18 protein-coding genes are annotated in these 24214 nt (G+C 71.4%); 3 read left to right on the forward strand and 15 right to left on the reverse strand.

Annotated elements, in window-relative coordinates:
• Positions 1 to 29 precede the first annotated feature (29 nt).
• The 7 genes from asnB to ACFVH5_RS08410 all read right to left on the reverse strand — a co-directional run bounded on the left by asnB (position 30) and on the right by ACFVH5_RS08410 (position 11844).
• Positions 30 to 1958 carry an asparagine synthase (glutamine-hydrolyzing) gene (gene asnB, locus ACFVH5_RS08380; RefSeq protein WP_385832762.1) on the reverse strand — a complete coding sequence of 643 codons (1929 nt, stop codon included), beginning with the start codon at positions 1956 to 1958 and terminating at the stop codon, positions 30 to 32.
• Between the two features lie 3 nt (positions 1959 to 1961).
• On the reverse strand, positions 1962 to 3491 hold the full coding sequence (locus tag ACFVH5_RS08385) for a Wzz/FepE/Etk N-terminal domain-containing protein (RefSeq protein ID WP_385832763.1): 1530 nt from the start codon (positions 3489 to 3491) through the stop codon (positions 1962 to 1964).
• Complete coding sequence (locus ACFVH5_RS08390; protein WP_385832764.1) at positions 3488 to 4855, reverse strand: Wzz/FepE/Etk N-terminal domain-containing protein; 1368 nt, start codon at positions 4853 to 4855, stop codon at positions 3488 to 3490. Before ACFVH5_RS08390 ends, ACFVH5_RS08385 begins: the two co-directional genes overlap by 4 nt.
• Positions 4852 to 6132, reverse strand: coding sequence for a glycosyltransferase family 4 protein (locus ACFVH5_RS08395; RefSeq protein WP_385832765.1), 1281 nt, complete (start codon positions 6130 to 6132; stop codon positions 4852 to 4854). The genes ACFVH5_RS08390 and ACFVH5_RS08395 overlap by 4 nt, the downstream gene beginning before the upstream one ends.
• Positions 6122 to 7438 carry a nucleotide sugar dehydrogenase gene (locus ACFVH5_RS08400; protein WP_384811914.1) on the reverse strand — a complete coding sequence of 439 codons (1317 nt, stop codon included), beginning with the start codon at positions 7436 to 7438 and terminating at the stop codon, positions 6122 to 6124. Before ACFVH5_RS08400 ends, ACFVH5_RS08395 begins: the two co-directional genes overlap by 11 nt.
• 82 nt (positions 7439 to 7520) lie before the next feature.
• Positions 7521 to 8999: a sugar transferase gene (locus tag ACFVH5_RS08405; RefSeq protein WP_385832766.1), complete on the reverse strand. Its 1479-nt coding sequence runs from the start codon at positions 8997 to 8999 to the stop codon at positions 7521 to 7523.
• Positions 9000 to 9894: 895 nt separating this feature from the next.
• Positions 9895 to 11844, reverse strand: coding sequence for an ABC transporter ATP-binding protein (locus ACFVH5_RS08410; protein ID WP_385832767.1), 1950 nt, complete (start codon positions 11842 to 11844; stop codon positions 9895 to 9897).
• Positions 11845 to 12033: 189 nt separating this feature from the next.
• On the opposite strand from ACFVH5_RS08410, the gene ACFVH5_RS08415 reads away from it, so the two are divergent.
• From ACFVH5_RS08415 to ACFVH5_RS08425, 3 genes are all read left to right on the forward strand, one after another.
• The gene (locus ACFVH5_RS08415) at positions 12034 to 12996 is read left to right on the forward strand and encodes a YbhN family protein (protein ID WP_385832768.1); all 963 of its coding nucleotides are present in this window, start codon (positions 12034 to 12036) and stop codon (positions 12994 to 12996) included.
• 661 nt (positions 12997 to 13657) lie between these two features.
• Complete coding sequence (locus ACFVH5_RS08420) at positions 13658 to 14731, forward strand: mechanosensitive ion channel family protein (RefSeq protein WP_384811923.1); 1074 nt, start codon at positions 13658 to 13660, stop codon at positions 14729 to 14731.
• Positions 14732 to 14779: 48 nt separating this feature from the next.
• A complete protein-coding gene (locus tag ACFVH5_RS08425; protein ID WP_385832769.1) occupies positions 14780 to 16384 on the forward strand; it encodes an FGGY-family carbohydrate kinase in 1605 nt (534 codons plus the stop codon).
• Between the two features lie 30 nt (positions 16385 to 16414).
• On the opposite strand, the gene ACFVH5_RS08430 is transcribed toward ACFVH5_RS08425, so the two are convergent.
• The 8 genes from ACFVH5_RS08430 to ACFVH5_RS08465 form a co-directional block, all read right to left on the reverse strand.
• Positions 16415 to 17749, reverse strand: a complete 1335-nt coding sequence (locus tag ACFVH5_RS08430; RefSeq protein ID WP_385832770.1) for an MFS transporter — start codon at positions 17747 to 17749, stop codon at positions 16415 to 16417.
• A 204-nt stretch (positions 17750 to 17953) separates the two neighbouring features.
• On the reverse strand, positions 17954 to 18916 hold the full coding sequence (locus ACFVH5_RS08435) for a catechol 2,3-dioxygenase (protein WP_385832771.1): 963 nt from the start codon (positions 18914 to 18916) through the stop codon (positions 17954 to 17956).
• A 61-nt stretch (positions 18917 to 18977) separates the two neighbouring features.
• On the reverse strand, positions 18978 to 20033 hold the full coding sequence (locus ACFVH5_RS08440; protein WP_385832783.1) for a 4-oxalomesaconate tautomerase: 1056 nt from the start codon (positions 20031 to 20033) through the stop codon (positions 18978 to 18980).
• A 62-nt stretch (positions 20034 to 20095) separates the two neighbouring features.
• Entirely contained in the window at positions 20096 to 20848 is a 753-nt protein-coding gene (locus ACFVH5_RS08445; protein ID WP_385832772.1) for a 4-carboxy-4-hydroxy-2-oxoadipate aldolase/oxaloacetate decarboxylase, read from the reverse strand.
• Positions 20845 to 21594 carry a PIG-L deacetylase family protein gene (locus tag ACFVH5_RS08450; RefSeq protein WP_385832773.1) on the reverse strand — a complete coding sequence of 250 codons (750 nt, stop codon included), beginning with the start codon at positions 21592 to 21594 and terminating at the stop codon, positions 20845 to 20847. Before ACFVH5_RS08450 ends, ACFVH5_RS08445 begins: the two co-directional genes overlap by 4 nt.
• 63 nt (positions 21595 to 21657) lie before the next feature.
• Positions 21658 to 22308 (reverse strand): GntR family transcriptional regulator, encoded by a 651-nt coding sequence (locus ACFVH5_RS08455; protein WP_385832774.1) that lies wholly within the window; start codon positions 22306 to 22308, stop codon positions 21658 to 21660.
• 414 nt (positions 22309 to 22722) lie between these two features.
• Positions 22723 to 23493 (reverse strand): FAD:protein FMN transferase, encoded by a 771-nt coding sequence (locus tag ACFVH5_RS08460; RefSeq protein WP_385832775.1) that lies wholly within the window; start codon positions 23491 to 23493, stop codon positions 22723 to 22725.
• The gene (locus tag ACFVH5_RS08465) at positions 23493 to 24200 is read right to left on the reverse strand and encodes an FMN-binding protein (RefSeq protein ID WP_385832776.1); all 708 of its coding nucleotides are present in this window, start codon (positions 24198 to 24200) and stop codon (positions 23493 to 23495) included. The genes ACFVH5_RS08460 and ACFVH5_RS08465 overlap by 1 nt, the downstream gene beginning before the upstream one ends.
• Positions 24201 to 24214: the final 14 nt, after the last annotated feature.

Below are 24214 nucleotides of genomic sequence, written 5' to 3' on the forward strand. Positions count from 1 at the left end.
CTCCTCTTGATTTCTACGCCGTCGTGCCGTCATGCCGCCTGGCTCCGGTCGGAGCCGGAAGTCGCGTCGCGGTACCAGTACTCAAGGGTCAGCACATGCCACAGGTGCTTGGAGAAGTCCCGCTGTCCGGCAGCGTCCTCGGCGACCATGCGGGCCAGCGCGTCGCGGCGCAGGATCCCGGAGCTGACGAGCACACCGTCGTTCACCACCTCGCGCACCAGCGGTGCCAGGTCCCGGCTCATCCAGGCCCGCAGCGGGGCGCTGAACAGGCCCTTGGGCCGGTAGACGATCTCCCGGGGCAGGACCGAGGCGGCCGCCTCCTTGAGGACCGCCTTGCTCTGCCGTCCGGCGATCTTGCGATCGCCGGGGAAGGCGAACGCCGCCTTGACCACCTCGACGTCCACGTACGGCACCCGTACCTCGGTCGAGGCGGCCATGCTGGAGCGGTCGGTGTAGGCGAGGTTCAGGCCCGGCAGGAACATCCGGGCGTCGCCCAGGCACATGCGGTTGACGAAGTCGTCGAGGTCGTTGTCCTCGTAGACGTCCGCGTGCTCGGTCAGCACGTCGTCGACCGTCCCGGCCAGGTCCGGATTGACCAGGGCGAGCAGTTCGTCCTGGTCGTACATGGTGTAGCTGCGCCGGAACGCGGTCTCCTCCGGCAGGTCGGCGAAGGAGAGGAACCGCTTCGCGAAGCGCACCGACCGGAAGCCGCGGCGCGAGGTGGCGACCGGCAGCCGGTCCACCGTCGCGGACAGGCCGCGCCGCAGGGGCCGCGGGATGCGCTGGTAGCGCAGCGCGAGCAGGTTGGCGAGGTGCTTGCGGTAGCCGGCGAACAGTTCGTCCGCGCCCATGCCCGAGAGCATCACCTTGACCCCGGCCTCGCGGGCGGCCGAGCAGATCAGGAAGGTGTTGATCGCGGCGGGGTCGCCGATCGGCTCGTCCAGGTGGTGCGTCATCCGCGGCAGCAGGTCGAGCACGTCCGGGGCGATCTCGATCTCGTGGAGGTCGACGCCGAACTGCTCGGCGACCTGCCGGGCGTAGCGCAGGTCGTCCGGCATCGCCTCGAACTTGGCGTCCTCGGGGCGGAATCCGATCGTGTAGGCGGAGATCCCGGGCCGGTCGCGGGCCGCCAGCGCGGTCAGATAGCTGGAGTCGAGACCGCCGGAGAGGAAGGTCGCCACGGGCACGTCGGAGAGCAGGTGCTGCCGGGTCGACTCCTCGACGACGGCGGCAAGGTCGGGCAGTTCGCCGCTTCGGGCGCGCTCCTGGCCCTCGGCGGCGACGTCCCTGAGGTTCCAGTACCGGCCGCGCTCGATCCGGCCGTCGGGCCGGCACCGCAGCCAGCTGCCCGGCGGGAGTTTCTCCGCCTCGCTGAACGCGCAGCGCGAGTCCGGCACCCAGTAGTAGAGGAGCGAGGCCACCAGCGCGGCCCGGTCCACCTCCAGCGTTCCGCCGGTCACGGCGGCGAGCGCCTTGAGTTCGGAGGCGAACATCAGGCCCTTGCCGCGCCGGAGCAGGAACAGCGGCTTGACGCCGAGCTGGTCGCGGGCGAGCACCAGTTCCCCGGTCCGCTCGTCGAAGACGGCGAACGCGAACATGCCGCGCAGCCGGGGCAGGCAGTCGGTGCCCCAGCGCCGCCAGGCCTCAAGGAGCACCTCGGTGTCGGAGGTACCGCGGAACCGCACCCCGGCGGCGGCCAGTTCGGCGCGCAGTTGCGGCGCGTTGTACAGCTCGCCGTTGTACGTGAGGGAGAGGCCGTCGGAGACCATCGGCTGAGCGCCGGTCTCGGACAGGTCGATGATGGCCAGCCGGCGGTGCCCGAGGTGCACTTCGCCGTCACCGGCGAAGTGGCTGTAGCGGCCCGCGCCGTCCGGGCCGCGGTGGGCGAGGACATCGGTGAGCCGGTCGGTCACGGCCTTGCCGTCCGGCCACAGGTAAGTGCCTGCGATGCCACACATGATCTACCTGGCCTCCTGGTCGCTGTACGGGATGCGTGCGGCCGTCATGGAGGGCCGTTCCGTCCGCGGCTGGCCGGTCCCGTGCTGCCGGGCGGGCCGCTCATGGGCGCCGCGCAGCGCGGTCTGCAGCCCGTCCCACAGCGTGCCGTCGGTCCGGTCGCGCGGATCGGGGTCGATGAGCACCACGCCGATCACCGGGATGCGCTGGTCGGCGAGTTGCCGTGCCACGGTGTGCAGCCAGGCGGCGCTGCCGTGTCCGGCGCGCACGACGAGCACGGTCTGGCCGCCGAGGTACTGCAGATCGGTCCAGGCGGTGCCGGGGGCGACCGAGCCGACGCCGAGCCGGCGTGCCTGTTTCGGCACGGCCGCGGCGTCCTCGCCCCTGACGACGGTGGGGCCGCCGGGCTCCTGGCGGCTGTTGGCGAGTTCGCGTCCGGGCAGTCCGTCGATGACGACGACCGGGCCCTCCGTCGCCAGTGCTCGGGCGACGTTCAGGGCGATCACGCTCGTGCTGCGCGCACAGCCCAGTTCCAGCAGCGACACGGGTTCCGCGGAGCCTCGTACGGCGCGGACCAGGGTCGCGGTGAGGCGTTCGCGGGCCGCGCGGGTCCGCCGGGGCCGCCACAGCCCGGCCGACCAGCGGGGCACGGCGCGCAGTTCCGCGAGGACCGAGGCGCCCAGGTTCGCCGCGATCTCCTTGCGCAGTACGGGCCGGTCCGCCACCACCGTGCCGACCGCGGCGAGGCCGAGGCCGAGGACGAGCCCGAGGACGAGCCCGATCACGGCGTTGGTGGCGACCGACCGGGGCAGGGACTGCTCGACCGCGCGCGGGGCGTCCACGATCTGGGTGCCCGCGATGACCTTGGGTGTGCCGGTGCGCGCGTCCGCGGCGCGCTGGTCGAAGTCGGCGATCCGTGAGTTGAGCAGGGCCCGGCGGGCGAAGAGGGACTCCAGGCCGGCCGACGCCTGCGGGTCGCTCTCCGGTGAGCGGTCGCCGATCGCGTTGTTGACCTCGGTGAGTTCGTCCCGCATGCGGTCGCGCTGGTCGAGCAGGGCCTTGGCCTCGGCCTGCGCGGCTTCCCGCATCCTGCGCACATGGTCCGCGACGAAGGCTTCGGCCAGCGCCTTGGCGCGGGCCACGGCCTCCTCGTCGGTCTTGCCCGTCACATCGATCTGCAGCAGGTTGTTGGTCAGGCCGGTGCCCCGGTAGTCCTTCATGAAGTCCTCGGGTTTCTCCGGGGACTTGAGGGCCTGCAGGGCCTTGTCGGCGATCCGTGTGGTGCCCAGCAGCGCGACGTCGGTACGGATCAGCGTCCCGGTGTCGTTCGGCTGGTCGTCCTGATGCACGACCAGCACCTTGGCCGTGGCGCTCGGCGGTGGCGGCAGCAGGACGGCCACGGCCGCGCCGAGGAGCAGCCCCAGCAGTGCCACGGAACTCCAGAGGCGGCGGCGCCTGCGCACCGCCACGACCAGCGCGTGCAGATCGAGCAGCGGAGTGGCGGCCGACGACTCCGCGGTCGTACTCGTCGTCATGCCGGACCTCCCGTGGTGGTGCCGGGAACCGCGAGCGCCAGCGGGGTGTTGTCCGCGGGCCGGTCGGCGGACCGGGTCGGCCGGGCCCGGACCGTGCCGGCGACGACGACGCCGACGACCTCGTGTCCGGCGTCCGCGCAGGCCTCGGCGACGGCGGAGAGGTCTCCGGCGGTCCAGCTGCCCGCGCTGAGCACGACCAGGACACCGGACTCGGTGTCGCGGTCGGGCACCATCGGCTGGGCCACCTGGACGTCCACCACACGCAGCACCGGATCGCTCTTGGCCTCGGTGACGAGCTGGTCGGCGGCCCGGCGGGCGGTCCCGTCGCCGTCCGGTACGACGACGAGCAGCCGCCGGGGGGCCGGCAGCTGGTTGCGCAGGCGTACGCAGACCCGCCGGTAGCGGATGCGCCGGCCGGCCTCGTCGCCGTACGTCTGCGGGTCCGGGGCGTCCCACCGGGTGTCGACGCCGAGCAGTCGGCGGATCCGGGCCGCCCGGCCGGTGTCCCGCCGCCCGTGCGCGGGGTGTTCCTCGGGTACGTCGACGGTGCCGAGGAGTGTGGAGCCCAGTGCCGCGGCGATCTCCGGTTCGGTGCGCAGCCGGCGGTTCATCCGGGCGGCGGCGAGATGGGCGACGACGGTGAGCAGGAACGCCAGCAACGCCCCGCCGACGATGAGCTGCACCCTTGTCGGTGGCGCCTCGCCGGTCGGCCTGGCCGCCGGTCCCATGACCACCATGCCGGCCTTGCTGGTCGCCGGGTCGGCCTCGTCCAGTTTCTGCATGGCCTCTTCCAGCGCTGTGCGCAGATTCGCGAGCGCGGTGCGGGCCTGCACGCTCTCCACTGTCTGTCCCGGATCCGAGGCCTTGGACAGGTCGGTGATCCGGCGGTTGGTCTCCTCCACCTGCTGGCGCAGGGCCTCGGGGCCCGTGGCCGCGTCGGAGTCGGTGCTGTCGCCCGCGACGCGCGCGGCGAAGGCGACGAACTGCTGGGCCGACCGGTCGGCGAGCCGCTGGGCGCGCTCCGGGGTGTCGGCCGTGCCCGAGATCTTGATGATGTTCCCGTTGGCGGCGGCGGCGCTCACCTTCTTCCGCAGGTCGCTGCCGCTGACGCCCTCCCAGTGGAGCGTGGCGGCCACGCGGTCGATCACGACCGAACTGGTCGCGATCTCCGCCTGGGTGAGCAGTTCGCGCTCCTCCCACTGCCCCGGCAGCAGGACCGATGCCGAGGCCGTGTACGCGGGTGGGAACAGCATCGAGGTGCCGTAGCCGACGAGCGCGCCCACCACGACGAGGAGGGCGAGGAGCCGCCGGCGCCGGCGGAGAATACGCCCGATCGTGACCAGGCGTATGGTGTCGTCGCTCAACGGAGCGGCCTCCTCCCTGTGCGGGTGGGGCCGCCCGCCGACACCGGAGTGCGGTCGCGGCAGGCAGCGGTGTAGGCGGCGAGCAGCGCCGCTTGCGAGTTCCGCCAGGAGAGCTGTCCGCTGATCCGCTCCTGGCCGATCTTGCCCATCTCGGCGCGCTTCGCCGGATCGTCCAGCAGCAGCGCGACGAGCTTCGCGAATTCGGCCTCGTCGTTGGCGGGCGCGTAGACGGCGGCGTCGCCGGCGGAGACGCGTGCCTCGCGGAGGTCGAACGAGACGATCGGCCGGCCCATGGCCATGTACTCCAGGACCTTGTTCATGGTCGACACGTCGTTGAGCGGATTGCGCGGGTCGGGTGAGAGGCACACGTCCGCGGTGGACAGATAGCGCACCAGGTCGGCGTCCGGGATGCGTCCGGTGAACTGCACCTGTTCGGAGAGGCCGAGCTGCCGGGACAGCTCCACCATGGCGTCGAAGGCGTCGCCGGAGCCGACGAACACCGCGTGCCAGTCGGTCCGGCCGAGGTCGTCGCGCAGTTTCGCGAGCGCCCGCAGGGCGTAGTCGACCCCGTCCTGCGGGCCCATGACGCCGAGGTAGCACAGCAGATGGGGCTTGCCGCGCTTGAGTTCCGGCTCGGGCGGTACCGGCTGGAACCGGTCGGTCTGCGGCGCGCTGCGCACCACGAAGACGTCCTGCGGCCGCTGCCCGCCACGGCCGACCGCGACGTCCCGGTAGCTCTCGTTGGTGGCGAGCACGACGTCCGCGGCCCGGTAGGTCATCCGTTCCAGTGCGCACACGCCGCGATAGAGCAGGTCCTCGCCGCGGTCGAACCGGGAGAGGTACAGCTCGGGCACCAGGTCGTGCTGGTCGAAGACGAACCGGGCGCCGCGCCGCTTCATCCACAGCGCGGGCAGGAACAGCAGGTCGGGCGGGTTGCAGGCGTGGACCACGTCGACCGGGCCGACCCTGCGGGCCAGCCGGAGCGTGTGCCACAGCGCGGATCCGTACTCCCGCAGATAGCCGGCGGGTCCGCCGGTGGCGGCGCGCAACGGGTAGCGGTGGATCCGCACCCCGTCGATCACCGCCTCCGGCTCGGTGTCCCGTCTGGTTCCCCGCGGGCAGATGACGTGGACCTCCCAGCCCGCGTCGCGCAGCGTCGTGCACTCCTGCCAGACCCGCCGGTCGAAGGGCACCGACAGGTTCTCCACGAGGATCAGCGCGCGCCGGCCGGTCCTGTCGGTGCCGGTCGTCTCGTCGGACGATGTGTTACCAAGCAAGGCCCATGTACCCCGGTTCGGTCCGGCGCGCGTCGGCGTCGGGAAGGTGGATGAGATCGATGAGCACGGGGCCCTCGCCGTGGGGCAGTGCCGACAGGACGGCCGGGTCCCTGGTGCCGACCAGGCAGACCTCGGCGTGGTCGAGCACCTCTTCGACGGAGTCCGCGAGGAGGTGTGCGAGGTGGGGCAGCCGGGTTTCGATGTACTCGCGGTTCGCGCCGAGCAGCCTGGAGAGGCTGACGTTGGCGTCGTAGATCTTCAGGTCGTACCCCTTGCCGAAGAGACGTTCCGCCAGTTCGACGAGCGGGCTCTCGCGGAGGTCGTCGGTGCCGGGTTTGAAGGACAGCCCGAACAGTCCGGCCCGGCGTTTTCCGGTGCGCTCGACCATCTCCACCGCGCGTTGCAGATGGGCGGAGTTGGAGGGCAGGACGTGGGACAGGATGGGCACCGAGACGTCGGCCCGCTGTGCCGCGTGGACCAGACTGCGCAGGTCCTTGGGCAGGCAGGAGCCGCCGAAGGCGAAGCCGGGCCGCAGGTAGGCGGGGCTGATGTTCAGCTTGCGGTCGGCCAGGAACACGTCGATGACCTGGTGCGAGTCCACGCCGAGCGCCTGGCAGACGGCGCCCAGTTCGTTCGCGAAGCCGATCTTGAGGCCGTGGAAGGCGTTGTCGGCGTACTTGATCGCCTCGGCCGTCGGGACCGGTACCCGGAACACCTCGCCGGGCAGGCCGTCGTACAGCGCCCGTACCGCGTCGCCGCTCGCCCGGTCGAGTTCGCCGATGACGGTCTTGGGCGGGTCGAAGAAGTCCCGCACGCTGGTGCCCTCGCGCAGGAACTCCGGGTTGACCGCGACCCCGACGTCCACCCCGGCCGTGCCGCCGACGTACTTCTCCAGGATCGGCAGGAGCAGGTTCAGGCAGGTGCCCGGGAGCATGGTGCTGCGGAACACGACGGTGTGCCGCCCGCCCCGCTCGGCGAGCGCGGCGCCGATCTCCTCGGTGACGCGCTCCAAATAGGTGGTGCACAGGCTGCCGTTGGCCTCCGAGGGTGTGCCCACGCAGACCAGCGAGATCTCGCTGCCCATGATCGCCTCACGGACGTCGTCCGTGGCTCTCAGGGCGCCGGTCCGTACGACGTCGGCGATGAGTTCGCCGATACGTTCCTCCACCACCGGGGCCTTGCCGTCGTTGACCAGGTCGACCTTGACCTGGTTGACGTCCACCCCGATGACCTCGTGCCCCATGCTGGCCAGGCACGCGGCTGATACGCAGCCCACGTAGCCGAGCCCGAAAACGCTGACCTTCATGATCCGTTTCTCCCCCCATGCAGACCCTCCCGGCCTGCGGTCCGTGCGCCTACCGGCTTCCTGAGCCGCAGTCCCCCGCGCATCAGTACGCCCCGTGTCCGTAGAGCACCGCGCGTAGCGTCTTCCACAAGATCACCGTGTCCAGGGCGAGCGACCAGTCCTCCACGTACCGCAGATCGAGGCGGACCGCCTCGTCCCACGGGAGGTCGCTGCGCCCGCTGATCTGCCACAGACCGGTGAGTCCGGGTTTCACCAGCAGCCGCCGCCGGATGTCCGGGCCGTACGCCGCGGACTCCTCCGGCAGCGGGGGTCTCGGGCCGACGAGCGACATCGATCCGGTGAGTACGTTGAACAGCTGCGGGAGTTCGTCGATCGAGTACCGGCGCAGTACCGCCCCCAGCCGGGTCACGCGCGGGTCCCGGCGGAGCTTGAACAGCAGGCCGGCGCCCTCGTTGAGGTCGGCCAGTTCGGTTCGTGCCCGGTCCGCCCCGACGACCATGGTGCGGAACTTGAAGATGGTGAACTCGCGGCCGTCCTTGCCGACTCTTCGCTGGCGGTAGAGCGCCGCGCCTCTGCTGTCCATCAGCACGAGCAGCCCGACGAGCACCATCAGCGGTGCGAAGAGCAGCAGCAGGACGGCCGCGCCCATCCGGTCGACGACCCCTTTGACGGCCCGGCGGCCCCCGGTGAAAGTGGGCATGCTGACTCGCAGCAGCGGAATCCCGAGCACCGCGTCGACGTGCAGCCGCGGGCCGGCCACCTCCATCAGTACGGGGGCCACGACCATCTCGGCTTCGCTGCCTTCGAGGTTCCAGGCCAGCCGCTGCAGCCGGTCCGGTGACCAGTGCGGGTCCGGTGTGACGGCGACGACCCGGTAGCCGTCGCGCCGGACGTGGTTGGCGACATCCGCCAGCCGGCCGACGACCGGCACTCCGTCCAGTTGGTCACCGTCCGGCCCGAGACCGTCCGTCGTGCACACCCCGTCCACCTGCCAGCCGAGGTGCGGGAACTTGCGGGTGCGGTTGATCAGGTCGCGCACGGTGGCCGGGCTCCCGGCGGCGAGCACCGGTCTCAGGCACCGTCCTTCCTTACGCTGTTTGTGGAGCCGAAGGCGCAGCAGATACCGCGCGGTCATGGTGACGATCGCGATCGCGGGAATCGCGACGAAGATCCAGAGTTTGATGTTGCGCGAGGTCAGGGCGATTCCGCCGAGTGCCAGTACGACGGCCGCCGTGAACAGCGAGCGTCCGAGCCGGCGGAATTCCTCGGCCCCCTGGCCGAGCACGGCCGGAGCCCACGACCGGCTCACCGCGAGGGCTCCCAGCACCAGCAGTTCGGTGCCGAAGGCGAGAATCACCCATTTCTCGTGCCAGTTGGCCGCGTCCCGGGCCCCGAAGAAGTTGCCTATCCCCGCCACCACGACGGCGGTCGCCACCGTATCGGTGATGATCACGGTACGGCGGTAGCGCTGTTCCCAGTCGCTCGCGGGCCGGCTGATGGTCTCGTTCGCCAGTCGCCCGCGTGCCGACGGAAAAGGGTTGACTAGATCCCCCCGTTGCACAGAACCCCCCAGGTCCCCAGTGGTTCGACGTGTTCGTACGACACCGCCCCTCCCCCCGGGAGGCCCCCGCCTCCCGCACCGGTCCTCCCCCCGGGAGGCACCGCCCCCCGTGTCGCGCCGTTCCCTCTCCTCGGGAGGCCCCCGCCTCCCGCGCATGACGATTCCGTCGTGCGGGCGTTACTTGGTCGACGCACCCCGGCTACGGCGGACTCGAAGGTCGTGCCGGACTCTCAAGGTGCGCGGAATCCCCTCGGAACCCCGGGTGCTCCCCGCACTCGATGGCTCCTCCCGGGCTCCGGGAATGGATCACTGCCGCGTCGGGCGTCTGGGACGCGACTACTACCTGTCTATGGCGCCAAACCTTTTGATCATTATTTGTCGCCATGTGTCCGAACAGCTGAAGCACGGTCAATCTAGACCATGAAGACCAGTATGTAGAGGGGATGTGTGCAACTTGCGCTCATCTTTTGAGTCTTGAGAGTGCCTTGACGAAAAACGCGTGCCGTGTGACCTGTGAACCGCACCGGGGTCCGTGGAAGCTATGCGCGTTGACTCCAGTCGCCGACCGGGGCCCGCGGTGGGCGTGATGGCCGTTCACGCGCTAGTGGGACGGGGTGCGCCCGGTCGAACCGTGAAAGCGCTGGTAGCCGAACCGGGTGATCCGCTTCGCGGTGCCGGGACGGGCGCCGGGGAGACCGCGCGAGGGCCGGCGGTTCTTGATCAACTCCCTTTCGCGGGAGCCGATCCGGGCTCCGCCAGGACCCGCTCCGAGGCGTCGGCGACACTACCGATCGAGTCGCCGACGCCGTCCTCAAGAGGCCGTCCGTTCCACATGAAAGGCCTGTAATGACCGCCCGCGTCCGAATGACGAACCGGCCGAGCCCTCACAAGTGGCCTACGCGACCGCTTCTCCCGCAACCGCCCCTCCCGTACCGGCGATCCCGGTCACGCCGGCCCCGTCCGTGCGGGCCCGGCCGTCACGGGCCGGCTTGTCGAACTGGGTTCGGTACAGCTGTGCGTACCGGCCGCCCGCGGCCAGCAGCTCGTCGTGCGTGCCGCGTTCGACGATGTGGCCCGCCTCCACCACCAGGATCAGGTCGGCGGCCCGTACCGTCGACAGCCGGTGGGCGATGACGACGGCGGTGCGTCCCTCCAGGGCCTCGGCGAGGGCCGCCTGGACGGCGGCCTCCGAGGTGTTGTCCAGGTGGGCGGTGGCCTCGTCGAGGACGACGACGCGCTGGCGGGCGAGGAGCAGCCGGGCGATGGTCATGCGCTGGCGTTCGCCGCCGGAGAGCCGGTAGCCGCGCTCGCCGACCACCGTGTCGAGGCCGTCGGGCAGGGAGCGCACGAGGTCTTCGAGGCGGGCCCGGCGCAGTACGTCCCACAGGTCGTCCTCGGCGGCGTCCGGCCGGGCGAGGAGGAGGTTGGCGCGGACCGACTCGTGGAAGAGGTGGCCGTCCTGGGTGACCATGCCGAGGGTCGCGCGCATCGACTCGGCGCTCAGTTCGCGGACGTCGACGCCGCCGATGCGTACGGAGCCCCCGTCGGCGTCGTACAGCCGGGGCAGCAGTGCGGCGACGGTCGACTTGCCCGCGCCGGACGAGCCGACGAGGGCGACGGTCTGGCCGGGTTCCGCGCGGAAGGAGATGCCGTGCAGGACCTCGGCGCCGCCCCGGGTGTCGAGCGCGGCGACCTCCTCCAGGGAGGCGAGGGAGACCTTGTCGGCGGACGGGTACGCGAAGCGGACGTCGGTGAACTCGACGGAGGCCGGCCCCTCGGGCACCGCGCGGGCGTCCGGCTTCTCCTCGATGAGCGGCTTCAGGTCGAGCACCTCGAAGACGCGCTCGAAGCTGACCAGGGCGCTCATGACCTCGACGCGTGCCCCGGCGAGCGAGGTGAGGGGCGCGTACAGGCGGGTCAGCAGCAGGGCCAGCGAGACGACGGCGCCCGGTTCCAGGCTGCCGCGCAGGGCGTACCAGCCGCCGAGGCCGTAGACCAGCGCGAGGGCCAGGGCGGAGACGAGGGTGAGGGCCGTGATGAACACGGTCTGCGCCATCGCCGTGCGCACCCCGATGTCCCGTACGCGGCGCGCGCGGGCCGCGAACTCCGCGGACTCCTCGGCGGGCCGGCCGAAGAGTTTGATCAGGGTGGCGCCCGGCGCGGAGAAGCGTTCGGTCATCCGCGTGCCCATCGCGGCGTTGAGGTCGGCGGCCTCGCGCTGGAGTTTCGCCATGCGCCTGCCCACCCGGCGGGCCGGGATCACGAACACCGGGAGCAGGACGAGCGCCAGCAGGGTGATCTGCCAGGACAGGGTGAGCATCACGGCGAGCGTGAGCAGCAGGGTCACGACATTGCCGACCACTCCGGAGAGGGTGTTGCTGAAGGCGCGCTGGGCACCGATCACGTCGTTGTTGAGACGACTGACGAGCGCGCCCGTACGAGTGCGTGTGAAGAACGCGACCGGCATGCGCTGCACATGATCGAACACGGCTGTCCGCAGATCGACGATGAGTCCCTCGCCCAGCGTCGCGGAGAACCAGCGGCTCACCAGGCCGAGGGCCGCCTCGGCGACCGCGATCACCGCGATGAGCAGGGCGAGCCGGACGACCGTCGCCTCGTCGCCGCCGGCCACGATCGCGTCCACCACGCGTCCGGCGAGGACCGGCGTGGCCACGGCGAGCAGGGCCGTCGCCACGCTCAGCACCACGAACTGCGCGATCCGGCGCCGGTGCGGGCGGGCGAATCCGGCGATACGTCGGAGGGTGGCGCGGGCGAAGGGCCGGCGCTCCCGCTGGGCGTTCATGACGCTGTACAACTGCGTCCAGGCTGTCGTCTCCATACTCATGGGACCGACCGTAGAACCTCAAGTTTTATTGAGGTCAAGGGAATGACGATGACACTCACCGAAACGAATTACCTTCCCGGCATCCCGGCCCCCGCCGAGGCGGGCGACGCGAGGCCGTGCGCAGCGTGTCAGCCCTTGTCCCCGTGTCCGCAACCCCCCGTTGGTGCGGCACGGAAAGCCTCTTGCGATGTGACGGTCGAACGGCTCCCCCACAGCCTCCCCAGACGCCTTCCGGTCCGGCAGATCCTCTGTCTGCTCCCGCTCGCCCTCGTGGCCGTGGTCGCGGTGCAGCACCGGTCCGTGCTGGCGGAGGGCTTCGGGTATCTCGCCTCGGCGAAATGGCCCTGGCTGCTGGCAGCTGCCGCCGCGACCTGTATGACGTGGGTGGCGGCCTCCGTCACCCGGCAGGGCGCCCTCGTCCAGAAGCTGCCCAAACGGCGGCTGCTGGCGACGCAGTTCGCGGCGGGCGCGGCCAACCACCTCCTGCCGACCGGCCTCGGCGCGAGCGCCGTCAATCTGCGGTTCATGACGGTGTGCGGGGTTCCGCTGACCCGTTCGTCGTCCGCGCTCGCGCTGTATCTGCTGGCGGAGTCCGTCGCACGGGTCGGGCTGCTGCTGGGCCTGCTGATCGCCTTCCCGGACGCGCTGCGGGTCGGCGGGCTCCTCCCGGACGGCGCGGTGGGGCCGCTGCTGCTGACCGTCGGCGCGGTGGTGCTCGTCGCGGTGACGGTCCTGCTGCTCGTACGACGGGTGCGTACCGCCGTGTTCTCCTTCCTGCGGACCGCGCTGGGCGAGGCCCGGTCGGTGCACACGCGGCCCGTTCGCGCGCTGGCCCTGTGGGGCGGCTCGTTCTCGTTCCCCGTCTTCCAGGCGGCGGGGCTGGCCGCGGTCGGCCAGGCGCTGGGCCTGCCGGTGCCGCCGCTGCACATCGCGGTCGCCTACCTGGCGGCCACGGTCGCCGTCGCGCTGGTCCCGACGCCGGGCGGGATCGGCTCGGTGGAGGCCGCGCTGATCGTGGCGCTGGTCGCGGCGGGCGGGCCCGCCGCCCTGGCGACGGCGGTGGTGCTCGCCTACCGCATCATCACGGTCTGGCTCCCGCTGCTACCGGGGGCGCTCACGCTGGGCGCGCTGGTGCGGCTGAAGATGATCTGAGCGGGTGCGCTGGCCGCTTGGTGGAGTGTCGTGGCGGTTGCGCTGGGCCGCTTGCTGAAGTGTGGCGGCTGCGGGTGCGCTGGGCCGCTTGCCGAAGTGCCGCTTGCCGGAGTGTCGCGGCTGCGGTTGCGCTGTGCCGCTTGCGGGAGTGTCGCGGCTGCGGTTGCGCTGTGCCGCTTGCGGGAGTGTCGCGGCTGCGGGGGGTGTGTGGCTGGCCGCGCCGTTCCCCGCGCCCCTGAAGGCGGGGCTGCGCCCCTGCCTTCCGCGCACGCTGCGCCCCTGTCGTCAGGGCGGTTCGTGACTTGTGAGGTGCCTGTGTCGATGGATCCAGGCCAACTTGGTACCTGGCCCGGAACAGCCTCGCCGTCGGCCCGCCGGGGCGGACGGCAGGGCGGACTCGGTTCCCGTACCGGCCGGAGCGGGCGTCAACAGGCCCGGAGATGTACCGAGTTGGCGGCGTTGTCCGTGGGAGATGGCCTGACCTGTGCGGCTGCGCCGCGAAGCATCCGCGCGCATGTAGCAAGATGAGCCAGTCCCGCCGGTCGACACCATGTCAGGACCGACGGGCCGGCACATCCCGGAATCGAGCAGCAGGTGGCTACCAGGTGACGACACACATGACGGGCGTACGCCCTGTCCCCCGCACGACGGGAGGCAGTCGGTGAACCGAGACCTCACTGCCCACGACTGGATCCTGGCAGGCGTCTGGCTGATCGCCGGGCTCGTGGCGACGGTCCTGCTCCGCTTTCTGCTGCGCTGGCTGGGCAAGCACGCGACCCGTACCCGGTGGACCGGCGACGACGTCCTCGTCGACGCGCTGCGCGCGCTGGTACCCGTCGCGGCGATCACCGGCGGAGTGGCCGCCGCGGCGGCGGCACTGCCGCTGTCCGGCAAGGTCAACCACACCGTCAACCAGATCCTGACGGTCCTGGTCATGCTCGCCGCCACCATCACCGTGGCCCGTGTCCTCGCCGGTCTGGTGCGGGCGGTCACCCAGTCCCGTTCCGGTGTCGCCGGTTCGGCCTCGATCTTCGTCAACATCACCCGGGTCGTCGTCCTGGCCATCGGCTGCCTGGTCGTGCTGCAGACCCTGGGGATATCGATAGCCCCGCTGCTCACGGCCCTGGGCGTCGGCGGTCTCGCGGTGGCGCTGGCCCTCCAGGACACCCTCGCCAACCTCTTCGCGGGCATCCACATCCTCGCCTCGAAGACGATCCAGCCCGGCGACTACATCCGTCTCACCAGCGGGGAGGAGGGGTACGTCGTCGACATCAACTGGCGCAACACCGTCGTACGCAACCTCTCCAACAACCTGGTCATCATCCCGAACGCCCAGCTGTCCAGCACCAACATGACCAACTACAGCCGGCCGGAACAGGAGATGACCCTGATGGTGCAGGTCGGCGTCGGGTACGACAGCGACCTGGAGCACGTGGAGCGCGTCACCTCCGAGGTCGTGACCGAGGTCATGACGGAGATCGACGGCGCGATGCCCGAGCACGAACCCGCCATCCGCTTCCACACGTTCGGGGACTCGCGGATCAGCTTCACGGTGATCCTGGGCGTCGGCGAGTTCAGCGACCAGTACCGGATCAAGCACGAGTTCATCAAGCGGCTGCACAAGCGGTACCGCCTCGAAGGCATCCGCATCCCCTCCCCCGCGCGCACGGTCGCGCTCCAGCAGAACGGCGTGGCGATTCCCCCGCAGCGCGACGGTTCCCTCTCCCTCCCGTAGAACAGGGAGGACGGAGAGAACGTCGAGACGAAGGCGGGGCGCGGGGACATGACGGTGCTCGGGGTCGACATCGGTACGTCCAGCAGCAAGGGCGTGCTGGTGGACGAGGACGGAACGGTCCTCGCGACGGCCGTACGGCCGCACACGGTCGACCGGCCGCGCCCCGGACACGTCGAGATGGACGCACGGGTGTGGTGGGACGAGTTCGCCTCCCTCGCCCGGGAGTTGCTGACGTCCCCGCACGACGGCGCGTCCGTCACCGCGGTCGGCGTCAGCGGGATGGGCCCGTGCGTCACGCTCACCGACGCGGCGGACACCCCGCTGCGTCCGGCGATCCTGTACGGCGTCGACACCCGCGCCACCGAGCAGATCGCCCGCCTGGAGGCCGAGTTGGGCCGTGACGCCGTACTGCGGCGCTGCGGCTCCCTGCTTTCCACCCAGGCCGTGGGCCCCAAGATCGCCTGGCTGGCGGAGCACGAACCGGAGACGGTCGCGCGGGCCCGGCGCCTCTACATGCCCAGCTCGTACCTGGTGCGACGGCTCACCGGGGCCTACACGCTCGACCACCACTCGGCGAGCCAGGCCGTCCCGCTGTACGACTCCGTCGCCCAGGAGTGGTACGCACCGTGGACGCGGCACATCGCACCCTGGCTGGAGCCGCCCCGGCTGCTGTGGCCCGGGGACATCGCCGGGCGGGTCACGGCAGAGGCCGCGGACGCCACCGGCCTGCCCGTCGGAGTCCCGGTGATCACCGGCACGGTCGACGCTTGGTCCGAGGCGCTGAGCGTGGGGGCCCAACACACGGGTGACCTCATGCTCATGTACGGCAGCACCATGTTCCTGATCCACACCCTGGCGGACCGTCTGCTGGTGCCCGAGCTGTGGAGCACGGTCGGGGCCCTGCCCGGCACCCGCAGCCTCGCGGGCGGCATGGCCACGTCCGGTGTGATCACGGACTGGCTGCGGGAGTTGTCCGGGGCGCCCGACCACGCGACCCTGCTCGCCGAGGCCGCAGAGTCCGGGCCGGGTGCGCGCGGGCTGCTGATGCTCCCGTACTTCGCGGGCGAGCGGACTCCGGTGGCCGATCCGCACGCCCGGGGTGTGATCGCCGGGCTGACGATCGAGCACACCCGCGGCGATCTCTACCGCGCCGCTCTGGAGGCCACGGCCTTCGGCGTCCGGCACAACGTGGAGGCGATGCGTGCGGCCGGGGCGGACGTCCGCCGGGTCGTCGCCGTGGGCGGCGGCGTCCGCGGCGGCCTGTGGACCGGGATCGTCTCCTCGGTGACCGGCCTGGAGCAGGAGGTCAGGACCGTGTCGCTCGGCGCGAGTTACGGGGCCGCGTTCCTGGCCGCCGGCGCGGTCGGCGACCCGCGCATCGACGCGTGGAACCCGGTACGCGAGCGGGTCGCCCCCGACCCGCTCCTGCGCGCCCGCTACGACGAGTTGTACGCCCTGTATCTCGGGCTGTATCCGGCGACTCGGGACATCTCCCACGCGCTGGCCGGACACCAGCTGTCCGGACACCAGTCGTCCACGGACGGGGTGTCCGTGGACAGGGCGTCCGTGGACAGGCAGTCCCGTGACGGGCAGCGCCACGACAGGCAGTCCCGCGACGGGCAGTCCGCTCGCCGGCGGGACGCCCACGGCTGAGCGTCCCGCACGGCGGCCCTCATCGTGGGCTCAGTGGGCGCTGACCAGCCCCTGAGGCGTGTCGCTCCCCGCCGCCCGCTTGGCGCTGCGCAGCGCGGCGATGCCGATGAAGACCATCGACGACAGGCCCGCGATCGCGAAGGCGGTGAAGCCCCGGTCGCCGTTCCCGGCGGCGAGCAACTGGCCGCCCAGCCAGGGACCGAACACCGCGCCGAAGCGGCCCATGCCCGAGGTCCAGCCGACGGCGGTGGCGCGGCTGTCGGGGGTGGAGCGGATCGAGACCGTCGCGTAGATCATGACCTGGGCGCTGTTGAGGAACACCCCGGTGAGGAAGACGACCAGGAAGGTGAGCGCCAGCGGCATGTGGACGCTGAGCAGGAAGACCCCCGCGGCGGTCAGCGCGAACCAGAGCGACGAGATGCGCGGGGCGCCGAACCGGTCGGCGGCCCGTCCGGCGACCAGCATCCCGACGATGCCGCCGAGGTTGAAGAGGACGACGAAGGTCAGGGCCGAGCCCAGTTCGTACCCCTCGGCGCGCATCAGCGTGGGCAGCCAGGTGGCGACTCCGTAGACCAGCAGCAGACCGCCGAAGGAGGCCAGCCAGTACAGCAGGGTCTGGGTCCACTCGCCGCCGCGGAACAGGTTCGCGAGGGCGTTCCAGCGGTCGCCCGCGGCCTTCTTGCCGGTCTCGGCGGGCAGTTCGACCTCGAAGCGGCCGGCCAGTGCGCGGGCCTCCTCGGTGCGGCCCCTGGCGACGAGGAAGCTCAGCGACTCGGGCATGAACTTCGCGAGCGCCGGGACGAAGAGCAGCGGGACCACGCAGACCCAGAACGCGGCACGCCAGCCTAGGGGTTCCACGATCCACAGGGCCACATAGGCGGAGAGGATGCCGCCCGCGTGGTGGGCGGTCATCAGCAGGCCGATGGTGAGGGCGGCGCGGGTGCGCGGGGCGTAGTCGGAGACCATGCTGATCGCGGTGGGCAGCAGCCCGCCGAGGCCGACACCGGCGAGGGTCCGGCCGAGGCCGAAGACCGCCACGCCGCCCGACAGGGCGCAGAGGCCGGAGGCCAGCGAGAAGAGCGTGACGCAGGCGACCATCAGCTTCTTGCGGCCCACCCGGTCGGCGACGGTCCCCGCGGTCAGCGCGCCGATCAGCATGCCGAAGGTGGCGTAACTGCCGAGGTCGCCCGCCCGGTCCGGGGTGAGGCCGAGGGACTTCTCGGCCAGCATGTGCGGCAGCACGGAGCCGTAGATGAACATGTCGAGGCCGTCGAAGAGCACGGCCAGCCAGCACAGGCCCAGGACCAGGAGGGCCATTCTGCTGCCGCGTGAGGACAGGGCGAAGGAGGAAGAGGAGGGGGACATCGTTGTTCCTCTCGTCCAGGAGCCGGGTTCCTGGAGGGGATTCGGGAGGTGGGCCGCGCGATCCGTGCGACTGACGGCCGACGGCTGACCCGGTGATGCGCTTGACGCTAGGAATCCGCCCCATAATTGTCAACGTTTTTGTCAACAATCACAGGAACCGGCGAGGTGCGCGGTCGCCGGAACGGCAACCGGTGGCGGGGCGGCCTACGGAGCGGAAACCGGCGGAGTGCCGTGGGTGTGGAAGGACTCGATGGTCTTCAGACCCCACGCCTGGCCCTTCTTGCGCTCGTTCTCCGTCCAGGTGACCAGTGGCCAGTCAGGGGCCAGTACCAGCCTGGTGAGCGGGTTGCACAGTTCGATCCGGTTGCCGCCGGGCTCGTACACGTACAGGAAGAACGTCTGCTGGATGGCGTGCTTGTGCGGGCCCGTCTCGATGAACACACCGGTGTCCAGGGCGAGATCGGCGGCGCGCAGGATGTCCTCACGGGTGTCCGTGGCGAACGCGATGTGGTGCAGGCGCCCGGTCGAGCCGGTCCAGTCCTCGGTGTAGACGACGTCGTACGACTTGCTGCTGAAGGTCAGCCACTGGGCGGCGATCCTGCCGTCGTCGAGCTGGATCTGCTCGGTGGGGCGGGCGCCGAGCACCTCGTGGACGAAGCCGCCGTTCGAACCGACGTCGGCGGCGAGGAAGTTGACGTGGTCCAGACGGCGTACGCCCACACCGTGGCCGGGCTTGGCCTGCGGCTGGTTCTTCAGGCCCGGCTTCAGACCGTCCGGCGCCCTGTACCACTCGCTCTCCCAGTAGAGGGCGATCTCGTGGCCGTCGGGGTCGGTGGTGACGTACAGCGGGCCGAGGCCCGGCTCGTCCTCGACCCAGCGGCCGGTGCGGCCGGCGCTCTCGGCCTCCTTGACCCTGCGCTGGAGCGCCTCCTCGCTGGAGGCGCGCAGGGCGGTGCGGCGGATGCCGGACGTCCCGTGCGCGGTCAGGACGAGGCTGTGGTGTTCGTAGTCGTCCCAGGTCCGCAGGTAGACGGAGGTCCCGTCCGCCGAGCGGCCGTTCTCGGTCAGCCCGAGGTACTGGGTGAAGAACCGGACGCTGGCGTCCAGGTCGGGGGTGAGCAGTTCGACGTGCCCGAGGTGGGCGATGTCGCCGAGCGGCGGGGCCATGAGGCCTCCTCAGGGGTGGGGTGCGGCTCAGGAGCGGTACGCGGCCAGGGTGATGCGCGGCTCAGGCGGGCCGGGGGAAGACCGTGCCGTCGAAGATCTTGCGCGCGGTACGGACGACGGCGGTGCGCCGGGCGACGGGCGCGCCGCCCGGGAGGTCGTGGGCGAGGGCCGTCTCGATGTCGAGGAAGCCGGTGGGGTGCTCGATGCGCATCCGGTCCCCGTGCTCCGGCACGCTCACCACGCCCTCCCCGACCCCGCCCTCGACACGCAGTCCCGCGGCGACGCTCGCCGCGCCCAGGACCCCGATCGAGGTGTGGCAGCGCACAGGTATGAAGGTGCGCGTCATGACCGCGCCGCCGCCCGACGGGGGTGCGAGCAGGCTGAGTTTGGGCACGGTGGTGTTCTCCACATCGCCCAGGCCCATCAGTTTCCCGGCCTCCAGCCTGATCTCCCTCAGCCGTGCGGCGAGTTGCCGGTCCGCCTCCAGGTCGGCGGGCTCCTCACAGCCGGTGACACCGAGCGAGGAGGCCGCGATCAGTACGGTCGGCATGCCGTTGTTCACACAGGTCACCGGGGTGCCGGCGACGAGGTCGCGCGCACGGCCGGTCGGCAGCAGCGGGCCGGTCCCCGGCGGGAACTCGATGACCACCGGCGCGGCGGACCCCGGTACACCGGAGATCTCGGCGGAGGACTCCGCCGAACCGGAGTAGTCGACGCGCCCGCCCGGCGTGGGGAACTCCGCGACGGCGAGGTCCCCGGTGTTCAACATGCGGATCCGTACGGAGGTACGGTCGCCGTCCGTTGGGACCAGGCCGCGCTCCACGGCGAAGGGGCCCACGCCCGCAAGGAGGTTGCCACAGTTCTGACGGTCACTCACCTCCGGTTGTTCAACGCCGACTTGGAGGAACAGGTAGTCGACGTCCGCCTCCGGGTCGGCGGACACGGAGACCACCGCCACCTTGCTCGTCAGGGGATGCGCACCGCCCAGGCCGTCGATCTGCCGCGGGTCGGGGCTGCCCATGATCCGCAGCAACAGGGCGTCGCGCGGGGCGGGTTCGGCGGGCAGGTCCCCGGCGAGGAAGTAGGCACCCTTGGAGGTGCCGCCGCGCATGAGCATGCAGCGCACCTCGTCGGTACGGGCTTCCGCGGGGGCCTGCGTACGGGGATCGGCGGCGCCGGTCACGACCCGCCTCCGTCCCGCTCACCGCGCCGCCCGCCGTCCCGCTCCCCCTCACGCTCCCGCTCGTACTCGTCGTACGACTGGTAGGAGACACCGAGGCGTACGAGGGTCTCGCGCAGGCCGTAGCGGTCGAGGCCGAGCTGACCCTCCTGGAAGGCGGCGCGGGCCCCGGCCTCCTTGGCCTCGCGGGCCTCGGACGCCTCGGCGGTCCTGCGGGCCCGCTCACGCGGCACGCACACCACCCCGTCGTCGTCGGCGATGATCACGTCGCCGGGACGGATCACCTGGCCGCCGACGACAATCGGCACATTCACGCTGCCGCCGGTCGCCTTGACCGTGCCCTGCGGGCTGACCGCGGCGGACCAGGCGGGGAAGCCCATCTCGCGCAGCTCCACGGTGTCCCGGATGCCCGCGTCGATGACCAGGCCGCGCACTCCGCGCCGCTGCAGCGCGGTGGCGAACAGTTCGCCGAACATGCCGTCGGTGGAGGGCGAGGTGGTCGTGACGACCAGGATGTCGCCCTCGCCGCACTGCTCGACGGCCGCGTGGATCATGAGGTTGTCGCCGGGCCAGGAGAGCACCGTGACCGCGGTGCCCGCGACCCTGGTGTCCTGCTGGACGGGGCGCAGACGGGTGCCGAGCAGGCCGGTGCGGCCCATCGCCTCGTGCACGGTGGCGACTCCGTAGGCGGCGAGCGCCTCGACGTCCTTCGCTTCCGCCTTCGGCGGGTCGGTGACGATCACGCCGCTCATGCCAGCTCCCCTGTGACCTGCGGATAGGGCCGCATGTACGCCTCGGCCATGGTCTTGTGGGCCAGACCCAGATTGGGTCCGGCGTTGCGCTTCAACTGGACACCGCGGCGGACGGCGAGGTCCGTGTAGTAGTCCCACAGGTGCTGCTGTGCGGCGAGGCACTCCATCGCCTTGCGCTTGGTCTCCCAGACCTCCGAGATGTCCAGGAGCACCTGCGGCTTGAAGCCGCACATCTCGGGCTGGTGGGGCTCGAAGAAGAACACCGGCGGGGCGCCGATGATCTCTCCCTCGGCCGGGTAGCCGATGGCCTGCGCGAGGACGCGGGCGTCCAGGGCCATGCGCGCGGCGGCCGGGTGGTCGCCGTTGTAGGGGTCGTCGAGCGGGTGCGTGAGCACGACGTCGGGCTGGGCCGCGCGGTAGACGCCCACCAGACGGTCGGTCAGTTCCGGGGTGACGGTCAGGGGGTAGTCGCCGGCGTCGAAGAAGACGACCTCGGCGCCGAGCCCGGCGGCTGCCGCCTCGGCCTCACCGCGGCGGATCCCCTTGATCTCCTCCAGGGACCTGCCCGCGCGCCACGCCTTCGCGGACTCGCCGCGCTCGCCGTAGGTCAGGCAGGCGATGGTGACCTTCTCACCGCGGGCGGCGGCGAGGGCGATGGCTCCTCCCGCCCGCCACACGAAGTCCCCGGCGTGGGCGGTGACGACGAGCGTCGACCGTGGGGTGTTGGGCGCGTTGCCGTGGGTCATACCTGCAATCTCCTTGCTGGACAGGCCGGTTGACCCACCCCGCGGCGTCATGCACGCGTTACGTCATTCACGCAGCGCGTCGATCACACCCGCGAGGTGGGAGCGGACGGCCTCTTCGGCCGCCCGCGGGTCCCGGGCCCTGATCGCGTCGATCATGGCCAGATGCTCACTCAGGGACTTCTGGGGGCGCCCCGGGCGCAGCGCGAGCTGGAAACGGTGGCGCACCAGCTGGGCGTTGAGCCGTTCCAGGAGTCCCACGGCCACCTGTTGGCCGCTGAACTGCCTGATGTGGGCGTGCAGTTCGTGGTTGAGGTCGGAGTAGGTCACCGGTTCGCCGTCGGCGACGGCCTTGGACATGGCCTCGCCCAGGGCGGTCAGCTGGTCCAGCTGCTCGTCGGTGGCCTCGACGGCCGCCTTGCCCGCGCACAGTCCTTCCAGGACCATGCGGCACTCGGTGATGGCGACCGCCTCCTCCACGGTCACCACGCGGACGCGGGAGCCGCGGTTGCGGATGCGTTCGACGAGTCCTTCCGACTCCAGCTCGATCAGGGCTGCGCGGACACTGGCCCGGGTGACCTCGAACTGCTCGGCGAGTTCGTTCTCCACGAGGCGTTGGGCCGGGGCCATGTCGCCCCGCAGGATGGCTTGCCGCAGCTGCGTGAGCGCGTGCTGCCTGGCTTGCTCTCCGGTGCTCGGACGGGCTTCTTTCGGCATGTGTGCCCTCCCTGAGTGAGTGCGTGTCGAACCTAAATCTAGACGAACAAGATTGTCAACAATTTTGTTCGTGATTTGGCTCGACACGCCCCTGCACCTCACGGCGGCTTGTCCATCACCTGCGGCCCGGTGGGGGTTGCTCGCGCAGTTCCCCGCGCCCCTAAAAGGCAAAAGACACCCCGCACCCCCGCCCCGTCAGGGGCGCGAGGAACGGCGCGAGCGACCCCCACCGGCCCGCACCCCACGACGGCCAGTCGCCAAACGGCGCCCCTCAGGGGCGCGGGGAACTGCGCGACCAGCCACAACGCACCCGCACCCGCACCCGGCGACAGCCAGTCCCCACGCGGCGCCCCCAGGGGCGCGGGGAACGGCGCGGCCAGCCGTAGCGTGCCCGCAGACGACGACGGCCAGTCGTCACACAGGGAACCCCGCGCTGCGCAGAACCCCCCGCCCCGCGTCCACCGCGAACACCTCGCACCCCCCACGCGCCGCAGCCCACTCAACCCCCTCCGCCCCCATCGCGAACCCCGCCGTCGCCACCGCGTCCGCCTCCGTCAGGGTGGGCGCCACCACGGTCAGGCTGAGCAGCCCGGTCGCCGGCAGACCCGTACGGCCGTCGAAGATGTGGTCCCCGCGCTCGTACCGCCCTGACGTGGCCACCGCCCCCTCCGTGACCTCCACGACCGCGCAGACGCGATCGGCCCGCTCGGGATGCCGTATCCCGATCCGCCAGGGCCGGCCCGCCGCGACCACGTCACCGCCCGCGTTGAGGCAGAACGTGGTCACCCCCGACGCCCGCAGCAGCTCGGCCCCACGCTGGACGGCCCAGCCCTTGACCATGGCGCAGGGATCGAGCCCCCGGCCGGGCAGCCGTACCTGGAACGCGCCGCCGCTCTCGACCCGGTACCGCTCGCACAGGTCGAGGACCTCGACGAGATCCGGGCTCAGCTCGTCGTCCGCCAGTTCGCCCCGGTCCAGCCGGGACACCTCGCTGTCGGGCAGGAAGGGGCTGAACCGCGCGTCGACCTCACGCAGCCAGGCGAACACCCGGTCCGCGGCGTCGACGGTGTCCCGGGCCGGGACGCCGTCCTCGATCCGCAGGGAGATCGGCAGCCCCATGATCTGCTCTACCCGATGGACCGGGCCGGTCACGGACGCTTCGACACCGGGTACGGCCACTGTCATCAGCCCCTCGCGTCGAGCGCCGCCTGCAGCGACTCGACGTATCCCTCGCTCGTGATCGTCGCCCCGGACACCGCGTCGATGTCGGCGCTCTGCGCCTCAAGCGTCGACGCGATGAGCTTCGGCACGGCCGCCTCGGTCTGCGGATGGTTCGGCTGCTGGAGCATCCGTACCGAACCGATGGTGTCGCCGTCGAAGGTGACCTCGACCTGGACGGTGCCCTTCTCGGTGTTCACCGCGGACCCCGCCACGACCTGGGACGCGGCGGCCGACGCGGACGGTGAGGAGGAGGCCGCCGCGGCGGACTCGGCCTGTGCGTCGATGGCGGCCTGCAGCGACTCCCGGTAACCGTCACTGGTGATCGTCGCCCCGGACACGGTGTCGACGTCGGCGCTCTGTACCTGGAGCGTCGACGCGATGAGCTTCGGCACGGCCGCCTCGGTCTGCGGATGGTTCGGCTGCTGGAGCAGCTTCACCGCCGTGATCTTGTCGCCGTCGAAGGTCACCTCGACCTGGACGGGACCCTTCTCGGTGTTCACCGTCGTGCCCTTGACCACCTGGGACGAGCCGTCCCCGGAGGAGGACGCGGAGGGCGTCGAGGCGGGCGCCGAGGCCTCGGTGGTCGTCGTCGTGCCGTCCGAGGGGGCGTAGCGCCACACCGGGATCAGGCCCGCGACGCTCAGGACCAGGACAGGTATTGCTCGCTTCACGATGTCTCTCTCAT

It is taken from the genome of Streptomyces sp. NPDC127119 (assembly GCF_042677425.1).
GTDB lineage: Bacteria > Actinomycetota > Actinomycetes > Streptomycetales > Streptomycetaceae > Streptomyces.